This is a genomic window from Bacteroides sp. MSSM.1001136sp1_RTP21357st2_D2_RTP21359_211015 (genome assembly GCF_040913205.1).
GTDB classification, from domain to species: domain Bacteria; phylum Bacteroidota; class Bacteroidia; order Bacteroidales; family Bacteroidaceae; genus Bacteroides; species Bacteroides ovatus.
This window is the reverse complement of the sequence record NZ_JBDFVF010000005.1, coordinates 60,179-79,768: the sequence shown is the minus strand read 5'-3', so window position 1 is coordinate 79,768 and position 19,590 is coordinate 60,179. Positions and strand designations below refer to the sequence as shown.

Below are 19,590 nucleotides of genomic sequence, written 5' to 3'. Positions count from 1 at the left end.
CTTATGAATATCACCGAATAAAGTAATATATAATATTATACTTAATTCACAAACCATGAATAAAAAGAAACTCTTGTCTCTCGGAGGTGCCCTGTTATTGGGCACTTATTTCCTTTTCGCGCAGAAACAACCTGTCGACTACGTGAATCCTTTGATGGGAACCGACTCTAAAATCTCGTTATCCAATGGGAATACATATCCTGCTATCGCATTGCCGTGGGGGATGAATTTCTGGATGCCGCAGACTGGCAAAATGGGTGATGGCTGGGCATATACTTACGCTTCGGATAAAATCCGTGGCTTCAAGCAAACCCACCAGCCTAGTCCCTGGATCAATGACTACGGACAGTTTTCAATCATGCCAATGACGGGACGATTGAGAATTGATCAGGAGCAGCGTGCCTGCTGGTTCTCGCATAAGGCAGAGAAGGCAACTCCTTATTATTATAGTGTTTATTTGTCAGAATATAATCTGACAACGGAAATTGCTCCGACAGAACGTTGTGCTTATTTCCGGTTCACTTTTCCCGAAACGAAAGATGCGTATATCGTGATAGATGCTTTTGATCGCGGTTCGTATGTGAAGGTGATCCCCGAAGAAAACAAAATCGTGGGATATACGACACGCAACAGCGGCGGCGTTCCACGGAACTTTAAGAACTATTTCGTGATAGAGTTCGACAAACCTTTCACGTTCAATAAAGTCTGGGCAGACTATCATACGGTAGAAAAACATCTGGAGTTGCAGTCCAATCATGTGGGAGCAGCTATCGGTTTTTCCACGAAGAAAGGCGAACAGGTGCATGCCAAGGTCGCTTCCTCGTTCATCAGCCCCGAACAGGCAGAACTGAACTTGAAGGAAATCGGCAAGAAAACCTTCGAGCAGACGAAGGAAGCAGGGCGTAAGGCTTGGAACGACGTGCTGGGACGCATCAAGATAGAAGACAATGATGAAAACCGTATGCGTACATTCTACTCCTGTCTGTATCGTTCCGTGCTTTTCCCCCGTATGTTCTATGAAGTAAATGCGCAGGGCGAAACAGTTCATTACAGTCCTTACAACGGCGAAGTCCGTCCGGGCTATATGTTTACCGATACCGGATTCTGGGATACCTTCCGTTGCCTGTTTCCGTTTGTGAACCTTGTATATCCTTCCATGGGAGAAAAAATGCAGGAAGGTTTGTTGAATACTTATCAGGAAAGCGGCTTTTTTCCCGAATGGGCTAGTCCGGGACACAGAGGGTGTATGGTTGGCAACAACTCTGCTTCAGTAGTGGCGGATGCCTTTATGAAGAATGTAACCAAAGCGGATGCAGAAAAAATGTACGAAGGCTTACTGAAAGGTGCCAACAGTGTACATCCGCGAGTTTCCACTACCGGACGTCGTGGATATGAATATTATAATAAAATGGGTTACGTACCATACGATGTAAAGATCAATGAGAGTGCTGCACGTACGCTGGAATATGCTTATGATGACTGGTGTATCTATCGTATGGGCGAGAAACTGGGACGTCCTGCCGAGGAACTGGACGTTTATAAAAAAAGAAGTCAGAACTATCGCAACCTGTTTGATCCGGAAACGAAACTGATGCGTGGAAAGAATGCCGACGGTACGTTCCAGTCTCCTTTTAATCCCTTTAAATGGGGAGATGCTTTTACCGAAGGAAATAGCTGGCACTATACCTGGTCGGTGTTCCATGACGTACAAGGATTGGTCGACCTGATGGGGGGCAAGAAGGTGTTTGTCAGTATGCTTGATTCCGTATTCAGTCTTCCACCGGTATTCGATGACAGTTACTACGGTGGAGTCATCCATGAAATCCGCGAAATGGAAATTGCCAATATGGGGAATTACGCGCATGGTAATCAACCGATCCAACACATGATTTACCTGTATAATTATGCCGGTGAACCTTGGAAAGCACAATACTGGTTGCGTGAGGTTATGACTCGCCTGTACTTTGCTACCCCGGATGGTTATTGCGGTGATGAGGATAACGGACAGACTTCAGCCTGGTATGTCTTTACGGCATTAGGTTTCTATCCGGTATGTCCGGGCAGCAATGAATATGTGCTGGGAGCTCCCTATTTCAAAAAGACAACTATTACATTGGAAAACGGGAAGAAGCTGGAAATCTCTGCTCCCAAGAACAGTGATGAAAACCGTTATATCCGTTCATTGAACTATAATGGCAAGAACTATACGAAGAACTATTTGAACCATTTTGATTTATTAAAGGGCGGGCGACTGCTATTTAATATGGATAATAAACCCAATATGGGAAGAGGTGTGAATGAATCAGATTATCCGTATTCTTTCTCTCGCGACTAAAACTAACTGGATATGGGTATAAAGAAGAGATTAGGGATAATGGCTATGGCGGCGGTTACAGTATCGTCCGCCATGGCTCAACAACCAGTGGATTATGTGAATCCGATAATTGGTACTAATGGTATGGGGCATACCTTTCCCGGTGCTTGCACACCTTTCGGATGGGTACAGTTGAGCCCGGATACAGACACAATTCCACATAACGTAAACGGAGCCTATCAGAAGAACGCCTATGAGTATTGCGCCGGTTATCAATATCGTGATAAGACAATTGTGGGTTTTAGCCATACACACCTTAGCGGAACCGGACATTCGGACCTGGGCGATATTTTACTGATGCCTGCCGTAGGTGAACTGAAACTGAATCCCGGCAGGGCGGATTACCCGGACGAAGGATACCGTTCCCGTTTCAGCCATGCCACGGAAAAAGCTGCTCCCGGATATTATGAAGTGATGCTGGATGATTATGGCATTAAGGCGCAGTTGACTGCAACGCAACGTGTGGGTATACATAAATATACCTTCCCGAAAGGAAAAGACGGTCATCTGATTCTGGACTTGGTACATGGTATCTATAATTATGACGGTAAGGTACTATGGGCAAACCTGCGGGTTGAAAATGATACCTTGCTTACGGGCTATCGCATAACAAACGGATGGGCAAGAACCAACTATACTTATTTTGCAATTTCTCTTTCACAACCTATAAGGGAATATGGGTATAAGGACAAAGAAAAAGTGCGTTATAATGGCTTCTGGCGTCGTTTCAATATGGAAAAGAATTTTCCGGAGATTACAGGACGCAAGATTGTGGCTTACTTCAACTTTGATACAGTCAAAGAATCCGAACTGGTCGTAAAGGTGGCATTGTCGGCTGTCAGTACCGAGGGAGCTATCAAGAATCTACATGCCGAAGCTTCCAGAAAAAGCTTTGAAGAACTGGCAGAAGCCGCCCGAACGGACTGGAACAATGAACTCGATCATTTTGAGGCGGAAGGAACTGCAGACCAGAAAGCAATGCTCTACACTTCGCTTTATCATACGATGATTAATCCATCGGTCTATATGGACGTAGACGGATCTTATCGTGGCTTGGATCACAATATCCATCAGGCAAAAGGCTTCACCAACTACACGATATTTTCACTCTGGGATACCTACCGTGCGGAACATCCGTTCCTGAATCTAGTGAAGCCGGAACGTAGTGTGGACATGGTGGAGTCAATGATTAAGCATGAACAGCAAAGTGTGCACAGGATGTTGCCTGTCTGGAGTCTGATGGGTAATGAGAACTGGTGTATGAGTGGCTACCATGCCGTATCGGTGTTGGCGGATGCCATAACTAAAGGAATTTTTTCCAATGTAGACGAGGCTTTGGACGCAATGGTCAGTACTTCTACTGTACCTTATTACGAAGGAGTGGCGGACTATATGAAACTGGGCTATATCCCGTTGGACAAAAGCGGTACGGCAGCTTCCTCCACGTTGGAATATGCGTATGATGACTGGACCATCTATCAGACTGCCTTAAAATCCGGAAAGAAAGAGATTGCCGAAACGTATCGGAAGCGTGCTTTGAACTACCGTAATATCTATGACACGATGATTGGTTTTGCCCGTCCCCGATTTAGTGACGGTTCATTCAAGAAGGACTTTGATGTGTTGCAGACCTATGGTGAGGGGTTCATTGAGGGAAATTCCTGGAACTTCTCTTTCCATGTGCCTCATGACGTATTTGGCATGATGGACCTGATGGGAGGGGAGAGAGTGTTTGTAGACAAACTGGATAAGCTGTTCTCTATGCATCTGCCGGAAAAGTACTATGAACACAACGAGGATATAACGGAAGAATGCCTGGTTGGCGGATATGTGCATGGCAATGAACCCAGCCATCATATTCCTTATCTCTATGCATGGACCTCTGAACCTTGGAAAACACAGTACTGGTTGCGTGAAATCCTGAATAAGATGTATCGTAATGACATCAACGGACTGGGTGGCAATGACGACTGCGGACAGATGTCTGCTTGGTATCTTTTCTCCGTAATGGGTTTCTATCCGGTTTGTCCCGGAACAGACGAGTATGTACTGGGAGCCCCGTATTTGCCTTATCTGAAGCTGAAACTTCTCAATGGCAATACATTGGAAATCAAAGCACCGGGCGTCAGTGACAAGAAGCGTTATGTTCAGTCTCTGAAACTGAACGGGAAAGTATATGATAAGATGTATATTACGCATGAGGATATATTGAAAGGTGGAGTATTGGAGTTTAAGATGTCAGCATCGCCCAACAAGCGTCGTGGCCTGACGAAAGAAGACAAACCTTACTCGTTAACCGACGGAATCAATAAATAATAAAATAAAGATATGAAAAAGAGAAACTTGATCTATGTTACCTGTATGCTAATCGCTATGGGAGCTTGTTCTGCAACTTCAAAGAATCAGGCTGAAGTTGTGACTGACACATGGGGAAAATATAATGTGGGCACTATCCTGTTTGAAGATAAAGCACCGGAAACGAAAGGTTCTGATGTCTATCACCGGATTATTCCCGATGCGGAATCGTATATCAAGGCCCAGGCACGTGAGGTATTGGCCACCCTTTATAATTCTCCGGATGATAGTATTCCGACAGTGAACAAGATACATTATACGTTGGAAGATATTGAAGGAGTTTCAGCTAAAGGTGGCGGTAATGGTGATGTCACAATCTTCTATAGCACGCGGCATATTGAGAAATCATTTGCGAAGAATGATACGGCAAAGCTGTTTTTCGAAACGCGCGGAGTATTGCTGCACGAACTGACACATGCCTATCAGCTGGAACCGCAAGGAATTGGTTCTTATGGGACTAACCGTGTTTTCTGGGCATTTATTGAAGGTATGGCCGATGCTGTACGTGTGGCAAACGGTGGTTTCGATGGTCCTAATGCCCGTCCAAAAGGTGGGAACTATATGGACGGTTATCGTACGGCCGGTTATTTCTTTGTCTGGCTGCGTGATAACAAAGACCCTGAATTCTTGCGTAAGTTCAATCGCAGTACGTTGGAGGTGGTGCCTTGGTCGTTTGATGGTGCTATCAAACATATTTTAGGGAATGAATATAATATTGATGAACTGTGGCACGAATATCAAGTTGCGGTAGGAGATGTACAAGCACAATAAGAATAAATATGGCTAGTAGATTGGGTAAAAAGAGATTGTTTTTGGTTTGGTCGTGTCTGGTGAGTATTTTGCCGGGCATGGCTCAAACCGAGAAACTGATTGATTATGTGAATCCATTTGTGGGAACAGATGGTTATGGTAATGTGTATCCGGGTGCGCAGATTCCTTTCGGAGGAATTCAGATGAGTCCGGACACAGATAGTAAATACTATGATGCGGCTTCTGGTTATAAATATAATCATTCCACCTTGTTGGGATTCAGCCTGACTCATTTAAGCGGGACTGGTATACCTGATTTGGGAGACTTTCTGTTTATTCCCGGAACAGGAGAGATGAAACTGGATCCAGGGACACGTGAGGAGCCGGAAAAGGGATACCGTTCACGTTATTCTCATGAGAAGGAATGGGCATCACCTAATTATTATGCGGTGGAGCTGTCAGATTATGGAGTAAAGGCTGAAATGACGTCAGGAGTACGTAGTGGTATGTTTCGCTTCACCTATCCTCAATCGGATAAAGCTTTTATTATGATCGATATGAACCATACTTTATGGCAATCTTGTGAATGGGCGAATCTGCGCATGGAAAATGATTCCACCATCACCGGATATAAACTGGTAAAAGGCTGGGGACCGGAACGGCATATTTATTTCACGGCTACTTTCTCTAAAAAGTTGACTGGTTTGCGCTTTATGCAGAATAAGAAACCGGTGATTTACAATACCTCCCGGTTTCGTAGCAGCTATGAAGCCTGGGGAAAGAATTTGATGGCTTGCATCTCTTTTGATACGAAAGCCGGAGAGGAAGTGATTGTAAAAACTGCTATTTCATCGGTCAGCACAAACGGGGCAAAGAACAATATGGCGGAACTTGCCGGACTCGCTTTCGATGAACTGAAAGCTAAAGGAGAAGCACTGTGGGAAAAAGAACTTGGAAAATATACCCTTACTGCCGACCGTAAAACGAAAAGAACATTCTATACGTCGGCTTATCATGCGGCTTTGCATCCGTTCATCTTTCAGGATGTAGACGGGCAGTTTCGAGGATTAGATAAAAATATAGAGAAAGCCGAAGGATTTACCAACTATACGGTATTCTCTCTTTGGGATACCTACCGGGCTTTGCATCCCTGGTTCAATCTGGTGCAGCAGGAAGTGAATGTCGATATTGCCAATTCCATGTTGGCTCATTATGATAAAAGTGTGGAGAAAATGCTGCCTGTCTGGTCGTTTTATGGAAATGAGACTTGGTGTATGATTGGTTATCATGCAGTTTCCGTATTGGCTGACATGATTGTGAAGGGAGTAAAAGGGTTCGATTACGAACGTGCGTATGAGGCTATGAAGACCACGGCGATGAATCCGAATTATGACTGTTTGCCGGAGTATCGTATGATGGGATATGTGCCTTTCGATAAAGAGGCGGAATCAGTATCTAAAACATTGGAATATGCGTATGATGATTATTGTATGGCACAGGCTGCCAAGGCTTTGGGTAAAGAGGATGATTATCGTTATTTCTTGAATCGTGCACTCTCTTATCAGACTTTGATTGATCCGGAAACGAAGTATATGCGTGGCAAGGACAGTCAGGGAAACTGGCGTACACCGTTTACTCCGGTAGCTTATCAGGGCCCCGGATCTGTAAATGGATGGGGGGATATTACGGAAGGCTTTACTGTACAATATACCTGGTACGTACCACAAGATGTACAAGGATATATCAACGAAGCTGGCGAAAACTGGTTCCGCAACCGGTTGGACGAACTGTTCACAGTAGAGTTGCCGGATGACATTCCGGGAGCACATGATATTCAAGGCCGTATCGGAGCCTATTGGCATGGAAATGAACCTTGCCATCATGTAGCGTATCTTTATAATTACTTGAAAGAACCTTGGAAATGTCAGAAGTGGGTACGGACGATTGCTGACCGTTTCTATGGCGATACTCCGGATGCATTAAGTGGCAATGACGATTGCGGACAGATGTCGGCTTGGTATATGTTCAATTGCATAGGCTTTTACCCGGTGGCTCCTTCAAGCAATATGTATAACATCGGTTCTCCTTGCGTTGAGGCAATAACTGTTCGGATGAGTAACGGAAAGGTGATTGAAATGGTAGCAGATAATTGGTCGCCGAAGAATGTGTATGTAAAGGAATTGTATGTGAACGGCAAGAAGTATGACAAGTCTTATTTGAAATATGAGGATATACGTGATGGCGTGAAACTACGTTTTGTCATGAGCAGTAAACCGAACTATAAGCGTGCGGTATCGGATGAAGCGGTAGCTCCTTCTTTGTCGTTGCCTGGAAAGACAATGAAATATCAGGCAAATTTTTCAGAAAAGAAAAAGAGTGGTAATCCTGTTTTTAAAGGTTGGTATGCCGATCCCGAAGGAGTCGTGTTTGGAGATGAATATTGGATCTATCCTACGTATTCGGCACCTTATGATGAACAAACCTTTATGGATGCCTTTTCGTCTAAAGACTTGGTGAACTGGACAAAGCATCCGAAAGTCATATCAAAAGAGAATATCAGTTGGCTTCGTCGTGCTCTTTGGGCGCCAGCGGTGCTTTCAGCGAATGATAAGTATTATTTGTTTTTCGGAGCTAATGATATTCAGAATAATAATGAAGTAGGAGGGATTGGTGTTGCTACGTCAGATAGTCCTGCCGGACCTTTTAAGGATGCTTTGGGTAAGCCGCTGATTGATAAGATCGTTCATGGGGCTCAACCTATCGATCAGTTTGTATTCAAGGATGATGACGGGCAATATTACATGTATTATGGTGGCTGGGGACATTGTAATATGGTGAAAATGGCTCCTGACTTATTGAGTATTGTTCCTTTTGAGGACGGAACGATGTATAAGGAAGTCACTCCGGAAAACTATGTAGAAGGACCATTTATGTTGAAACGTAATGGAAAATATTATTTCATGTGGTCGGAAGGTGGCTGGGGACTCCCGAACTATAGTGTAGCATATTCCATTTCAGATTCTCCCTTTGGTCCGTTCAAAAGGGTTGGTAAAATCCTGGAACAGGATCTTTCGGTAGCTACCGGAGCAGGACATCATTCGGTGATAAAAGGAGCCGGAGAAGATGAATGGTATATTGTTTATCATCGTCGTCCGTTAGGTGAAACAGCAGCAAATAGTCGTGCAACTTGTATTGATCGAATGTATTTTGATGAAAACGGGTATATTAAACCAGTGAAAATGACTTTTGAAGGAGTATTACCCAGTCCGCTTGATAGTACGAAGTGATGTTTTTATTACATTTGCCAATGTAAAACGATTATTAATTAAATATCTAAATCATGAGAAGATATATTCTGTTAGTTGTGTGTTTGTGCTTAGTTTCACTACTTCATGCGCAGAACCGGTTAGAGTTGGTTTCTCCCAATGGAGAGCTGAAAGTGTCCTTGAATCTCTCGGATAAAATCTATTATAGTATAGATTATAACGGAGATGTATTGTTGAAAGACAATTCTCTTTTGTTGGTTCTGAAAAATCAAGTGTTGGGACAGAACCCTAAGTTGCGTCGTCAGAAGCAATGGAGTGTCGACGAGCAATTAACTCCTATTGTTCCTTTGAAATATTCGAAAGTCAATAATCGTTATAATCAATTGCTACTGACCTTTAAAGATTATTCAGTAGAATTCCGTGCTTTTGACGATGGAGTTGCTTACCGGTTTATTACCTCACAAAAAGGTGATGTTGAAGTAATGAACGAAGAGTTTGCTATCAACTTCCCGTCGGATTATCTTCTTCACTTGCAACAACCGGGAAGTTTCCATACAGCTTATGAGGAACCTTACACACATGTTCAAAGTAATGCGTGGAAGCCTGAAGAACGGATAGCTGTTTTGCCGGTATTGATTGACACACAAAAAGACTATAAAATATTAATCAGCGAGTCGGATTTGGCTGATTATCCATGTATGTTTCTCAAAGGAACGGGCACGAACGGAGCAATTTCTGTTTTTCCTAAAGCTCCGCTTGCGTTTGCCGAAAACAGTGATCGTAGTGTGAAGATTACTCAAGAAGCTGATTACATTGCTAAAACAAAAGGTACGAGAAATTATCCTTGGCGTTACTTTGTGATAAGTAAAAATGATAAGCAGTTGATTGAGAACACAATGACTTATAAACTGGCTGAAAAGAATCAACTGCAGGATGTTTCATGGATTAAGCCGGGACAGGTAAGCTGGGAATGGTGGAATGACGCTTCTCCTTACGGACCGGATGTGGATTTTGTTTCCGGTTATAACTTGGATACTTATAAGTATTACATTGATTTTGCTTCTAAATTTGGTATTCCATATATCATTATGGATGAAGGCTGGGCTAAAAGTACGCGTGATCCTTATACGCCTAATCCCAAAGTAGACTTGCACGAGTTGATTCGTTATGGCAAAGAAAAAAATGTAGGGATTGTGCTTTGGTTGACATGGTTGACTGTAGAAAACAATTTTGATCTCTTTAAGACTTTCAATGAATGGGGAGTAAAAGGACTAAAGATTGATTTTATGGACAGAAGCGATCAGTGGATGGTCAACTATTACGAACGGGTAGCCCGGGAAGCAGCCAAACATCATTTGTTTGTCGATTTTCATGGTTCTTTCAAACCTGCTGGGCTGGAATATAAATATCCGAATGTACTGTCTTACGAAGGAGTGCGTGGCATGGAACAAATGGGCGGTTGTTATCCGGATAATAGTTTGTATTTACCATTTATGCGTAATGCTGTCGGTCCGATGGATTATACTCCCGGAGCGATGATTAGTATGCAGCCTAATGTGTATCGGTCGGAACGTCCTAATGCTGCAAGTATCGGAACACGTGCTTATCAGTTGGCACTCTTTGTGGTTTTTGAGAGTGGTCTGCAGATGTTGGCGGATAATCCTACTCTTTATTATCGTAATGAAGATTGTACCCGTTTCATTACACAAGTTCCCGTAACATGGGACGAGACTGTGGCATTGGAAGCTAAAGCGGGTGAATACGTCATTGTAGCAAAACGGAAAGGCGATAAGTGGTTTATAGGAGGAATGACTAACAATGGTGAAAAGGAACGTGAGTTTACCATAAAGTTAGATTTCTTGAATAAAGATCGTTCTTATCAAATGACATCTTTTGAGGATGGTATCAACGCAGGACGTCAGGCGATGGATTATCGTTGCAAGTCATCCCAGGTGAAAGCCGGGGAGCAGCTAACTATAAAGATGGTTAGAAACGGTGGCTTTGCAGCTGTCATTGAATGATGGCACATATTCTAACTTTCCATACATAAAAATGGAAATCATCTTTCAATCTATCACCATCCTTCTGAAACACCTTGTTCATCGAGCTTTCAGGGCGGTGATAGATTGTTCTCCACCTATCACCTAATCATTCATCTATCACCGTCTGAAATGAACATGCCTGCATATAAACATAAACTGGTATGTAAATAGAAGTTTCAACAGGGGATACTTTTGGTTTCACGGCTTGAAACAAAGTGTTTTACCGCTTGAAACTGTTTGTTTCAAGCGTTGAAACCAATCGTTTCACGGTACGAAACACTTTGTTTTGCTATTTGTTCTAAGAAGGCAATGCTTCGGAATCAACGTTTTCTCTTAGAGAACCACTCTTTAAACTCTGCTACTCGGGCTTTACTGACAAGTATTTTTTCTTTGATTCCTGAATAATACAAGTTAATGGACAGGCGGCTGTTGAACCATAAATCAATATCTTTAATAGCTTCTCGCGAAATAAGATATTGGCGGTTAGCCCGAAAGAAAAGAGAAGGATTGAGACACTCCGTAAGTTCATCTAATGTTTGAGAAAAACAGTATTCGGTTTCATCGGTTAAGACTACTTTGACCTGACAGTCCTTAATATAAAACAATTGTATCATATCTACAGAAACGGGCAATAGTTTGTCTCCTTTGCTAGGAATAAGGAAATGACTTTTATAGTTTTCCTGCTTTTGGAGTGAATGTATCAGTTTCAGTAGCTCATTCTCCTGTTGTGGAAAAGGAAACTGGTGTTTGTCAGCAGCATCCTGTAAACTTTGCAGCTTATCGAAAGCGTGTTCTATGTCTTCCTTACCGATGGGTTTTAATAAGTAGTCGATGCTGTTTACTTTAAATGCGCGTAATGCATATTCATCATAGGCAGTTGTAAAGATAATCGGACAAGTAATATTGATATGATTGAATATCTCGAAGGCGGAACCATCTGCCAGGTGAATATCCATGAATACCAGTTCCGGCATCGGATGAGAACTGAACCATTCGATAGTGGAACTGATACTATCCAGTATGGTCACGATTTCTCCATTCGGTTTTATCTCATTAAGCAGTGAAGTCAGGTTTCGTACTGCTGCTTTTTCGTCTTCTATAATGACAATCTTCATGGTGATTATTGTTCTAGTTGTGATTTTTCAATCAAAGGAATACAAACAGTAAACTCTTTGTCCTCCGTTATTTGTATATCCCGTTTAAACAAGAGCCTGTATCGCTTGGCAAGGTTGGCAAGTCCGATACCGGTTCCGGAAGTTGCAGTCCATTTGGGCTGAATGTCGTTGCTGATAGACAAATTGCCGTTATCGTCCGTCGTGATATGAATGGTCAACGGCTTCCGGTTGCTGATTTCGTTGTGCTTTACTGCATTCTCAATCAACACTTGCACCGCCATTGGAGGGAGGAGATATTCTTCGTAGGCATTGCTTATCTGTATGTCGAATTGTAGATTGTTCTCAAAACGCATCTTTAATAGAAATATATAAGCGGAAACAAATTCCATTTCTTCCCGGAGACTGACACATTGTGACTCATTACTTTGCAAAGTATACCTTAGTACCCGGGAGAGTTCCTGAATGTAATCCTGCGCTTTATCCTGATTTTCGCGTACCAGCGAACGCAGGGTATTCAGCGAGTTGAACAGCATGTGTGGGTTCAGCTGATTCTTCAGTACTTCATACTGATTGCGGAGATTCTCTGCCTGAAGCTGTTCGTTCTCAATAAGTACCAGTTGCTGCTTGAATATAAGATGAATGATACAGCAACTACTGGTGACGAGACATGCCACAATAAAATCCCGCAATGGATGCAAATAATGATGTACCATGGCATCGATGGCCGGAATATCAAACGTTCTGTGAAGGAAAACAAAAAACTGTCCTGACAAGTTACTCAATATCCATGTCACGATAAAGGAAAGCAAAATCTTTGTCCCTGTAATTTTAATGGAAGCCTAGTTGAAATGAAACAAACGGGTATTGATGGCAAAAAGTAACAATAGCGACAGAAAGGTAAACAGTATTTCGTTTGCCACATCTATAAACTTCATCCCTGGGAATAAGGAATGACTTTCGAAACGGTCGAAAAGAGATACTGATTCAGGAAAATGAATCAGTACAGCAACCGCAAAGGAGATGATGACTGTGGAAAGTATATATTTATCTTTTTTTATTGCTTTGGCTATCATACAACAAAGATAGTGGTAAATTATGAGTTACCGGTTATAAAATGTCAATGCTGTTGTCACAGTTGGTCAATTATTATTTCTGAATGTGTGCCGTGACATACATACCGGGGCGGAATTGTACATTTTCCTCCTTGATGGAAGCATATACCTCGAGCGAACGATTGGTTTCGTCTACTTTTTGTCCGATGGAAATCACGATACCGTGAAAGGTTTGTGTCCCCATTCCGTTTACACGAAACTGTACCGGGCTGCCGACTTGTATGTCTGCAAGATCTTTCTCGTAAGTAGTCAGGCAAAGCATCGGGCTGCTTTTATCGATAAGTTCGCAAAGTGCTTCTCCCGGATTGATATATTTGCCGATATTTATCGCTACATTAGCGGCATAACCACTAATGGGGGCTTTGACTTCCAGTAGCGGTTGTATTCCGTTCTTAAGTAATGCCTCCGTTTGAACGCCTAAAAGAGAAAGTTGTGCAGCAGCGGCGTCCTGGCGACTCTTCATGGAGAGAAAGTCCGCTTTACTTTGCTGGAATTTCTTTTGAGAAGCTGCTTGTTCGGCAGACAGATTTTTTTGCCGTTCGTATTCAGCTAAGAGATATTCGGTCTGTGCGTGACTGTCCAGATAAGTTTGTTGCAGGGTGATGAACTCCGGATTCTCTAACGTGGCGATTACACTGTTTGCAGCCACCCATTGCCCTGGGAGCAGAGAAGCCTTTTTTACAATGCCTCCCATGGTCAAAGCAATGGTTGCCTGACGTTGAGGAGGAAGAACGATTCGTCCGTTGAACGAAACCTGATTAGGCTTTGAGGTAGCTGAAGTGATGGCATCCACTTCGGGTTGTGCGATGGTATCTGCTATCGTTTCGGCAACGGGAATTGCGGCGAATTCGTTATTTGTAGTTTGCTGGTTTCCTTTGCAAGCCGTTAGAACTAGTAAAAGGATGGGATAAACTATCTTTTTCATATCTTATGTTTTATAATAATTATTCTGGGTGATGTATGTCATTCAATGTCTCGATTTTCCACCTACTTGAAAAGTTCATATTCCAGTGCAGCAATATTGTATTGGTAGACTGTTTCAATATAGCCTCTGCGGATCTCTCTGGCGGTGGTAATCGACTGTATATATTCGGCAATGCCTGTTTCGCTCTGCTGCAATTGCAGGTTGGCTGCCTTTGTCAGTTCGTCCGCTTCTTTCAGGGCAGAAGAGGTATAATATCGTAAACTCTCATTATTTCTGCGGAGGGATGCTTCCAGTTCGAGTGTTTTATTTCTTAACTCCCGGATGTTGGCATCTGCCTGTATTTGCGCTGAAGTGGCAGTTAGCCGTGCCTGCTTCACTTTGCTCTTTTGTGGCAGGAAGTAGATGGGGAAAGAAACCCCGATCATCCAGGCATTCAGATTCTTAAGTGGGAGAATGTCCTGACGTGTATACCCCACACTGATTTCAGGAAAGAAATGGCTCTGCTCTACACGGAGCATTGCTTTCGCTTCATCTGCCTGGCTTTGAAAGTAGGCAGTATGTGCTCCCGACAGGTTTCCATCCAAAATGCCGGTATAGAATAAGGATAAAGTGGAATCCGCCGGAACAATGGGATCGTTGGAGTAGCAACTCCATTGGAAACCTGCCAATGCCATTTTCTCTTCTTCTTTTGCTTGGAACCAGCGGTTATGCAGATCGGCAGCTATGGTGGTCATCATATTTTTCTCTAGCAAGGTAATCTCTCCTTGTTGGTATCGTAATTCTCCGATGCGCTGCAGTTCTTCTGCCATTTTATCCTGATCCCGATACATTGAACAGAGATTAGTGGCATATTGGTAGTAGGCCCACGCCCTTTTCACTTCTGCTGTGATTTCTTTCTCTACCATCTGCCGATAATAGGTGTTCGTTTTTACCTGACGGTTGACTAACGCATTCTTGTAGAATGGCGTTAGAAGAGAGCCCAGGCTTTGCTCGAAAGCCAGTTCCTTGTCTTTTTTGTTTTCTCCGTTAAGTTGACCCCAGGAATAGCTGAACGAGGTAGGCGTTGCTTCTATCACTTCTCCGCGAGTGGCTTTGGCTTGTTGAATAGCATTATTGGCTATTTTCAGGCGAGGATGATTTTGTTTGGCTATTTCTATCGCCTGTTCGAGACTGACTGTTTGTGTCTGTTGAGCGGAAACGAACGCGGGAAGAAACAAGAACAGGAGACACAATCCCCCGAAAGGCCAGCGTAGTTTGATTCCCGGACGTCTCCAAGTAGCAAATGAATTTACAATTTTGTAAAACACCGGAATGATGAGTAAAGTCAGTACGGTAGAAATAATCAAGCCACCGATGACCACTGTTGCCAACGGACGTTGTACTTCTGCGCCGGCTGAAGTGGCTATTGCCATCGGGACGAATCCCAAAGATGCAACCAGTCCTGTCAGGAATACAGGACGGAGCAAGTGTGGAGTCCCTCTTTTGATAATCTGGTTTGTAGTCATGGAATAGGTATTTTGTTTACGAAGTTCGTTGAAGTGATTTACCATCAGGATACCATTCAATACTGCTACCCCGAACAAAGCGATGAATCCTACTCCGGCCGATATGCTAAACGGAAGTCCGCGTAGCCAAAGTGCGGCGATACCACCGATGAGCGATAGGGGGACGGTTGAGAATACCATCAGGGTATAGGTGATGTTCTTGAATGCGAAGAACAGAATCAATAGAATGAGCATTAATGCCACGGGGATGACTACCAGTAAGGTATTGATGGCATTTTGCAAGTTCTCGAACTGGCCGCCGTATTCGAAGTAATATCCCGGCTTCAGTTTGATGTTCTTGTTCAGTGTCTCTTGAATATTGGCGACAACTTGCTGGATATCTGCGTCACGCACATTGACACCGATGACGATGCGCCGTTTGGTTGCATCCCGGTTGATTTGCAGTGGCCCACTGACAAGGTCGATGCTTGCTACCTCTCCAACAGGGATTTGAATTCCTTCCGAAGTGCGTACAAACAACTTATCAAGATTCAAGTCGGCCACTTTCTCTTGGTCAAGCCGGACCACGAGATCGAATCTCCGTTCGTTTTCAAAGATTACACCTGTTGACTCTCCGGCATAGGCAGTTCGGATAATGGTGTTAAGCTCTTGTATGTTGATGCCGTAACGGGCTATTTTGCCACGGTTGTATTTCACTACCAATTGAGGTAATCCCATCGTCTGCTCAACGATGACATCTGCTGCTCCCGGCACTTTTTCTACAAAAGTAGCTGCTTCTTTGGCTCTTTCATATAATTCGTGCGTGTCTTCTCCATATAATTTGATGGCAATATCTGCTTTCGCTCCCGTCATCAGCTCGTTGAAGCGAAGCTGTATCGGTTGCGAGAAGTTGAATTCGGCACGTTCGGAGAGCGGAGCAAGTGCATCTTTCATTTTATCCACCATTTCTGCACGGCTTCCGGCACTTGTCCATTCTTTGAATGGTTTCATGATAATCATCACATCGGCGTCTTCCACCGCCATCGGGTCAGTGGGAACTTCCGCCGTTCCTATTTTGGCTACAACATGTTTGATTTCAGGGAATTTATCCATTAATGCTTTCTCTGCTAAGCGGGATACTTCGATACTTTCGGTCAGCGAACTTCCTGCGGGTAGTGTCATTTGCATGGCAAAATCACCTTCGTCCAAAGTGGGAATGAACTCTGCTCCCAGGCGGGTAAAGAGAAAAAGTGAACCGATCAGCGCGGAGAAGGCTATGATGACGGTACGCCATTTGTAACGAAGACAGGCGCGCAGGGTGTGCTGGTAGATCTTGTTCAGTTTCTCGAAGAAGCGGTCGGCAAGGGTGGGTTTCACAACAATGGTATGCTTCAGAAAGAGGGAGGCCATCATAGGAACATAAGTCAGTGAAAGAATTAAGGCTCCGATAATGCAGAACACAAGTGTTTTGGCCATGGGGGTGAAGTATTTCCCTTCAATCCCGTTCAATGTAAGGATGGGGAAGAAGACGATAAGGATAATCAACACTGCAAAAGTGGCCGAACGTGCAACGCCGGAAGCTCCTTTTTCCACTTCTTTGTCCATCTCTTTGCGGGTCAGTGTGCGGCCTCGGAATTGTTTTCCGTAAATGTGGGCGAGGATACCTTCCAATATAACGATAGAGCCATCTACTACAATACCAAAGTCAATGGCACCGAGACTCATTAGATTGGCGGTGACATTGAATACACGCATCATGATAAAAGCGAAAAGCATTGCCAGCGGGATGACGGATGCGACAATCAGTCCGGCACGGAGGTTGCCGAGGAAGAGGATGAGTACAAGGAAGACGATAACCGCTCCTTCAATCAGGTTGTTGACAACCGTAGAGATGTTCCGGTTTACCAGTTCCGAACGGTTCAAGTAAGGTTCTATACTGACTCCTTCGGGTAATAGCTGCTGTATTTTTTCTACCCGTTTTTCGAGTTCTTGAGTCACTACATTTGCGTTGGCACCTTTCAGCATCATGGCAATTCCGCCGACACACTCGCCCTCACCATCCTTTGTCATGGCACCGAAACGCTTTGGAGAACCGAAGCGGACAACTCCTACATCACTGATATGTACCGGAATCCCATTCCGGTTGGTCACTACAATCTGTTCAATATCCTTGATGCGGGTAATCATACCTTCAGACCGGATATAGTAGGCGTTCTTTATCTTCTCAATGTAGCTTCCGCCGGTATTTTGGTTGTTGCTGCTAAGTGCTTCGAACACCTCGCCGATAGTGATATTCAAAGAGAACAGGGCGTCCGGATCGACGGCTACTTCATATTGTTTCAAGTAACCGCCGAAACTATTGATTTCTACTATACCGGGTATACCGGACAACTGACGTTTCACCATCCAATCTTGAATGGTGCGGAGCTCCATTGCGTCATATTTCTTCTCATATCCGGGAGCTACCTTCAATATATACTGGTAAATCTCTCCCAGACCGGTAGTGATGGGCATCATCTCCGGTGTTCCGAGCTCGGAGGGAATTTCGCTTGTTACGCTTTGTATTTGTTCATTTATCAGCTGCCGTGCATCGAGTGTGGGGACACTTTCTTTAAAAACGACCGTTACGACCGATAGCCCGAAGCGGCTGACAGAACGGATATCTTCGACATTCATAATATTGCTCATCGCTATTTCGATAGGCATAGTAATGAGTTGTTCCACCTCTTGTGGTGCGAGTGTAGGGGATACGGTCACTATTTGTACCTGATTATTGGTAATGTCGGGCACGGCATCGATAGGTAGTGTCAGCATCGCATAGATACCTCCGATAAACAGGAAGAGAGTAGTGAGTCCTACAAATAGTTTCTTCTTGATTGAAAAACGTACAATAGCTGTAAACATGATTTTCGTTGTATTATTATTTCACAGTACAAAATTACTGCCTATCTTCATCCGTTATCACTAAGAATAAATGAAGCGGAAAGATTGTGGGGTGAAGTGACGGATTGGGGAATTGAAAGATGTAAAATCATAGTTCTTGTTTCACTGCTGAACAAACATTTCTTTCAGTTTACTCGTTTAATATAAAAACAAACTAAATGTATATTCAGCATGAAAACATTCGTCTTGATGATGGTAAGCCTGTTGTTTGCAATTTCTTCGGAAGCGCAAAACAAGTCTTTTTATGATTTTACAGTGAAAACAATTGATGGTAAGGACTTTCCTCTTTCTTCACTGAAAGGTAAGAAAGTGCTGGTAGTCAACGTGGCATCTAAGTGTGGGCTGACGCCCCAGTATGCTCAACTGGAGAAACTATATGAGAAATATAAAGAAAAAGACTTTGTTGTTATCGGTTTTCCGGCGAATAACTTTATGGGACAAGAACCGGGTAGTAATGAGGAAATAGCCAAGTTCTGTTCTTTGAACTATGATGTTACTTTTCCGATGATGGCTAAGATTTCCGTTAAAGGAAAAGATATGGCTCCTCTTTACCAATGGTTGACGGAGAAAAAACAGAATGGAAAAGAAAGTGCACCGGTTCAGTGGAACTTTCAGAAGTTTATGATTGATGAGAACGGACATTGGGCGGGAGTTGTGTCTCCGAAAGAAAGTCCGTTCTCTGAAAAGATTATTACTTGGATAGAGAAGGAATAAGAGAGACTTTTTTCAGCTCTTCTTCGAAGTTGGGAGTGAAGATTCCTTTACCCAGATTTTCTTTTATTTCTTCGATCTTCCAAAATCGTCCACCGTCCAGTTCGTCGCTGGGATGGATTTCTTCCTCATAAACGGTTTTGTGGACAAAAACAAGCTCTTTTTCACGGCTGGATTCAAAAATATAACTGGTGAGAAGCTCCGGAGTGAAGTCTGTGATGCCTAATTCTTCACGGACTTCTCTCTTTAGGGCGATTTCTACGCTTTCGCCCAAATCAATATGTCCGCCCACAGCCGTATCCCATTTTCCCGGTTGAATGTCTTTCCATTCGGGGCGTTTCTGTAAATAGATGTCTCCTTGGGCATTGAATACGTGAAGGTGAACTACCGGATGAAGCAGTTTGCTACCGCTGTGACATTCTCCGCGAGTGGCGGCTCCGGTGATATTTCCCTGTTCGTCTACGATAGGGAACATTTCTTGGTTATTATCGCTTGGCATAGTGTCTTTTATAT

Annotated in this window: 10 protein-coding genes and 1 pseudogene; 6 read left to right on the top strand and 5 right to left on the bottom strand. The window is 43.5% G+C overall.

Annotation, left to right across the window (positions count from 1 at the left end; translation table 11 throughout):
* The first annotated feature begins 55 nt into the window (after positions 1 to 55).
* The 5 genes from AB5217_RS05270 to AB5217_RS05250 are packed head-to-tail and all read left to right on the top strand — an operon-like array spanning position 56 to position 10,766.
* The gene (locus AB5217_RS05270) at positions 56 to 2,335 is read left to right on the top strand and encodes a GH92 family glycosyl hydrolase (protein WP_004324756.1); all 2,280 of its coding nucleotides are present in this window, start codon (positions 56 to 58) and stop codon (positions 2,333 to 2,335) included.
* A 12-nt stretch (positions 2,336 to 2,347) separates the two neighbouring features.
* Positions 2,348 to 4,690, top strand: a complete 2,343-nt coding sequence (locus AB5217_RS05265) for a GH92 family glycosyl hydrolase (RefSeq protein WP_410521115.1) — start codon at positions 2,348 to 2,350, stop codon at positions 4,688 to 4,690.
* Between the two features lie 12 nt (positions 4,691 to 4,702).
* Positions 4,703 to 5,500, top strand: coding sequence for a basic secretory family protein (locus AB5217_RS05260; protein WP_004323619.1), 798 nt, complete (start codon positions 4,703 to 4,705; stop codon positions 5,498 to 5,500).
* An 8-nt stretch (positions 5,501 to 5,508) separates the two neighbouring features.
* Complete coding sequence (locus AB5217_RS05255) at positions 5,509 to 8,766, top strand: GH92 family glycosyl hydrolase (RefSeq protein ID WP_004324758.1); 3,258 nt, start codon at positions 5,509 to 5,511, stop codon at positions 8,764 to 8,766.
* Between the two features lie 53 nt (positions 8,767 to 8,819).
* Positions 8,820 to 10,766 (top strand): glycoside hydrolase family 97 protein, encoded by a 1,947-nt coding sequence (locus AB5217_RS05250; RefSeq protein WP_004324759.1) that lies wholly within the window; start codon positions 8,820 to 8,822, stop codon positions 10,764 to 10,766.
* 341 nt (positions 10,767 to 11,107) lie between these two features.
* Here AB5217_RS05250 and AB5217_RS05245 read toward each other — a convergent pair whose 3' ends face one another.
* The 4 genes and pseudogenes from AB5217_RS05245 to AB5217_RS05230 form a co-directional block, all read right to left on the bottom strand.
* A complete protein-coding gene (locus AB5217_RS05245) occupies positions 11,108 to 11,902 on the bottom strand; it encodes a LytR/AlgR family response regulator transcription factor (RefSeq protein WP_004324760.1) in 795 nt (264 codons plus the stop codon).
* A 5-nt stretch (positions 11,903 to 11,907) separates the two neighbouring features.
* Positions 11,908 to 12,975: pseudogene (locus tag AB5217_RS05240) on the bottom strand (sensor histidine kinase).
* A 73-nt stretch (positions 12,976 to 13,048) separates the two neighbouring features.
* The gene (locus tag AB5217_RS05235) at positions 13,049 to 13,939 is read right to left on the bottom strand and encodes an efflux RND transporter periplasmic adaptor subunit (protein WP_004324762.1); all 891 of its coding nucleotides are present in this window, start codon (positions 13,937 to 13,939) and stop codon (positions 13,049 to 13,051) included.
* A 62-nt stretch (positions 13,940 to 14,001) separates the two neighbouring features.
* On the bottom strand, positions 14,002 to 18,327 hold the full coding sequence (locus AB5217_RS05230) for a CusA/CzcA family heavy metal efflux RND transporter (protein WP_004324763.1): 4,326 nt from the start codon (positions 18,325 to 18,327) through the stop codon (positions 14,002 to 14,004).
* Positions 18,328 to 18,537: 210 nt separating this feature from the next.
* Between AB5217_RS05230 and AB5217_RS05225 the strand changes: the two genes are divergently transcribed.
* A complete protein-coding gene (locus AB5217_RS05225; protein WP_032844391.1) occupies positions 18,538 to 19,080 on the top strand; it encodes a glutathione peroxidase in 543 nt (180 codons plus the stop codon).
* Here the strand turns inward: AB5217_RS05225 and AB5217_RS05220 are convergent.
* Positions 19,058 to 19,576: an NUDIX hydrolase gene (locus AB5217_RS05220; RefSeq protein WP_004301145.1), complete on the bottom strand. Its 519-nt coding sequence runs from the start codon at positions 19,574 to 19,576 to the stop codon at positions 19,058 to 19,060. The two genes, AB5217_RS05225 and AB5217_RS05220, sit on opposite strands and share 23 nt — an antisense overlap.
* Positions 19,577 to 19,590: the final 14 nt, after the last annotated feature.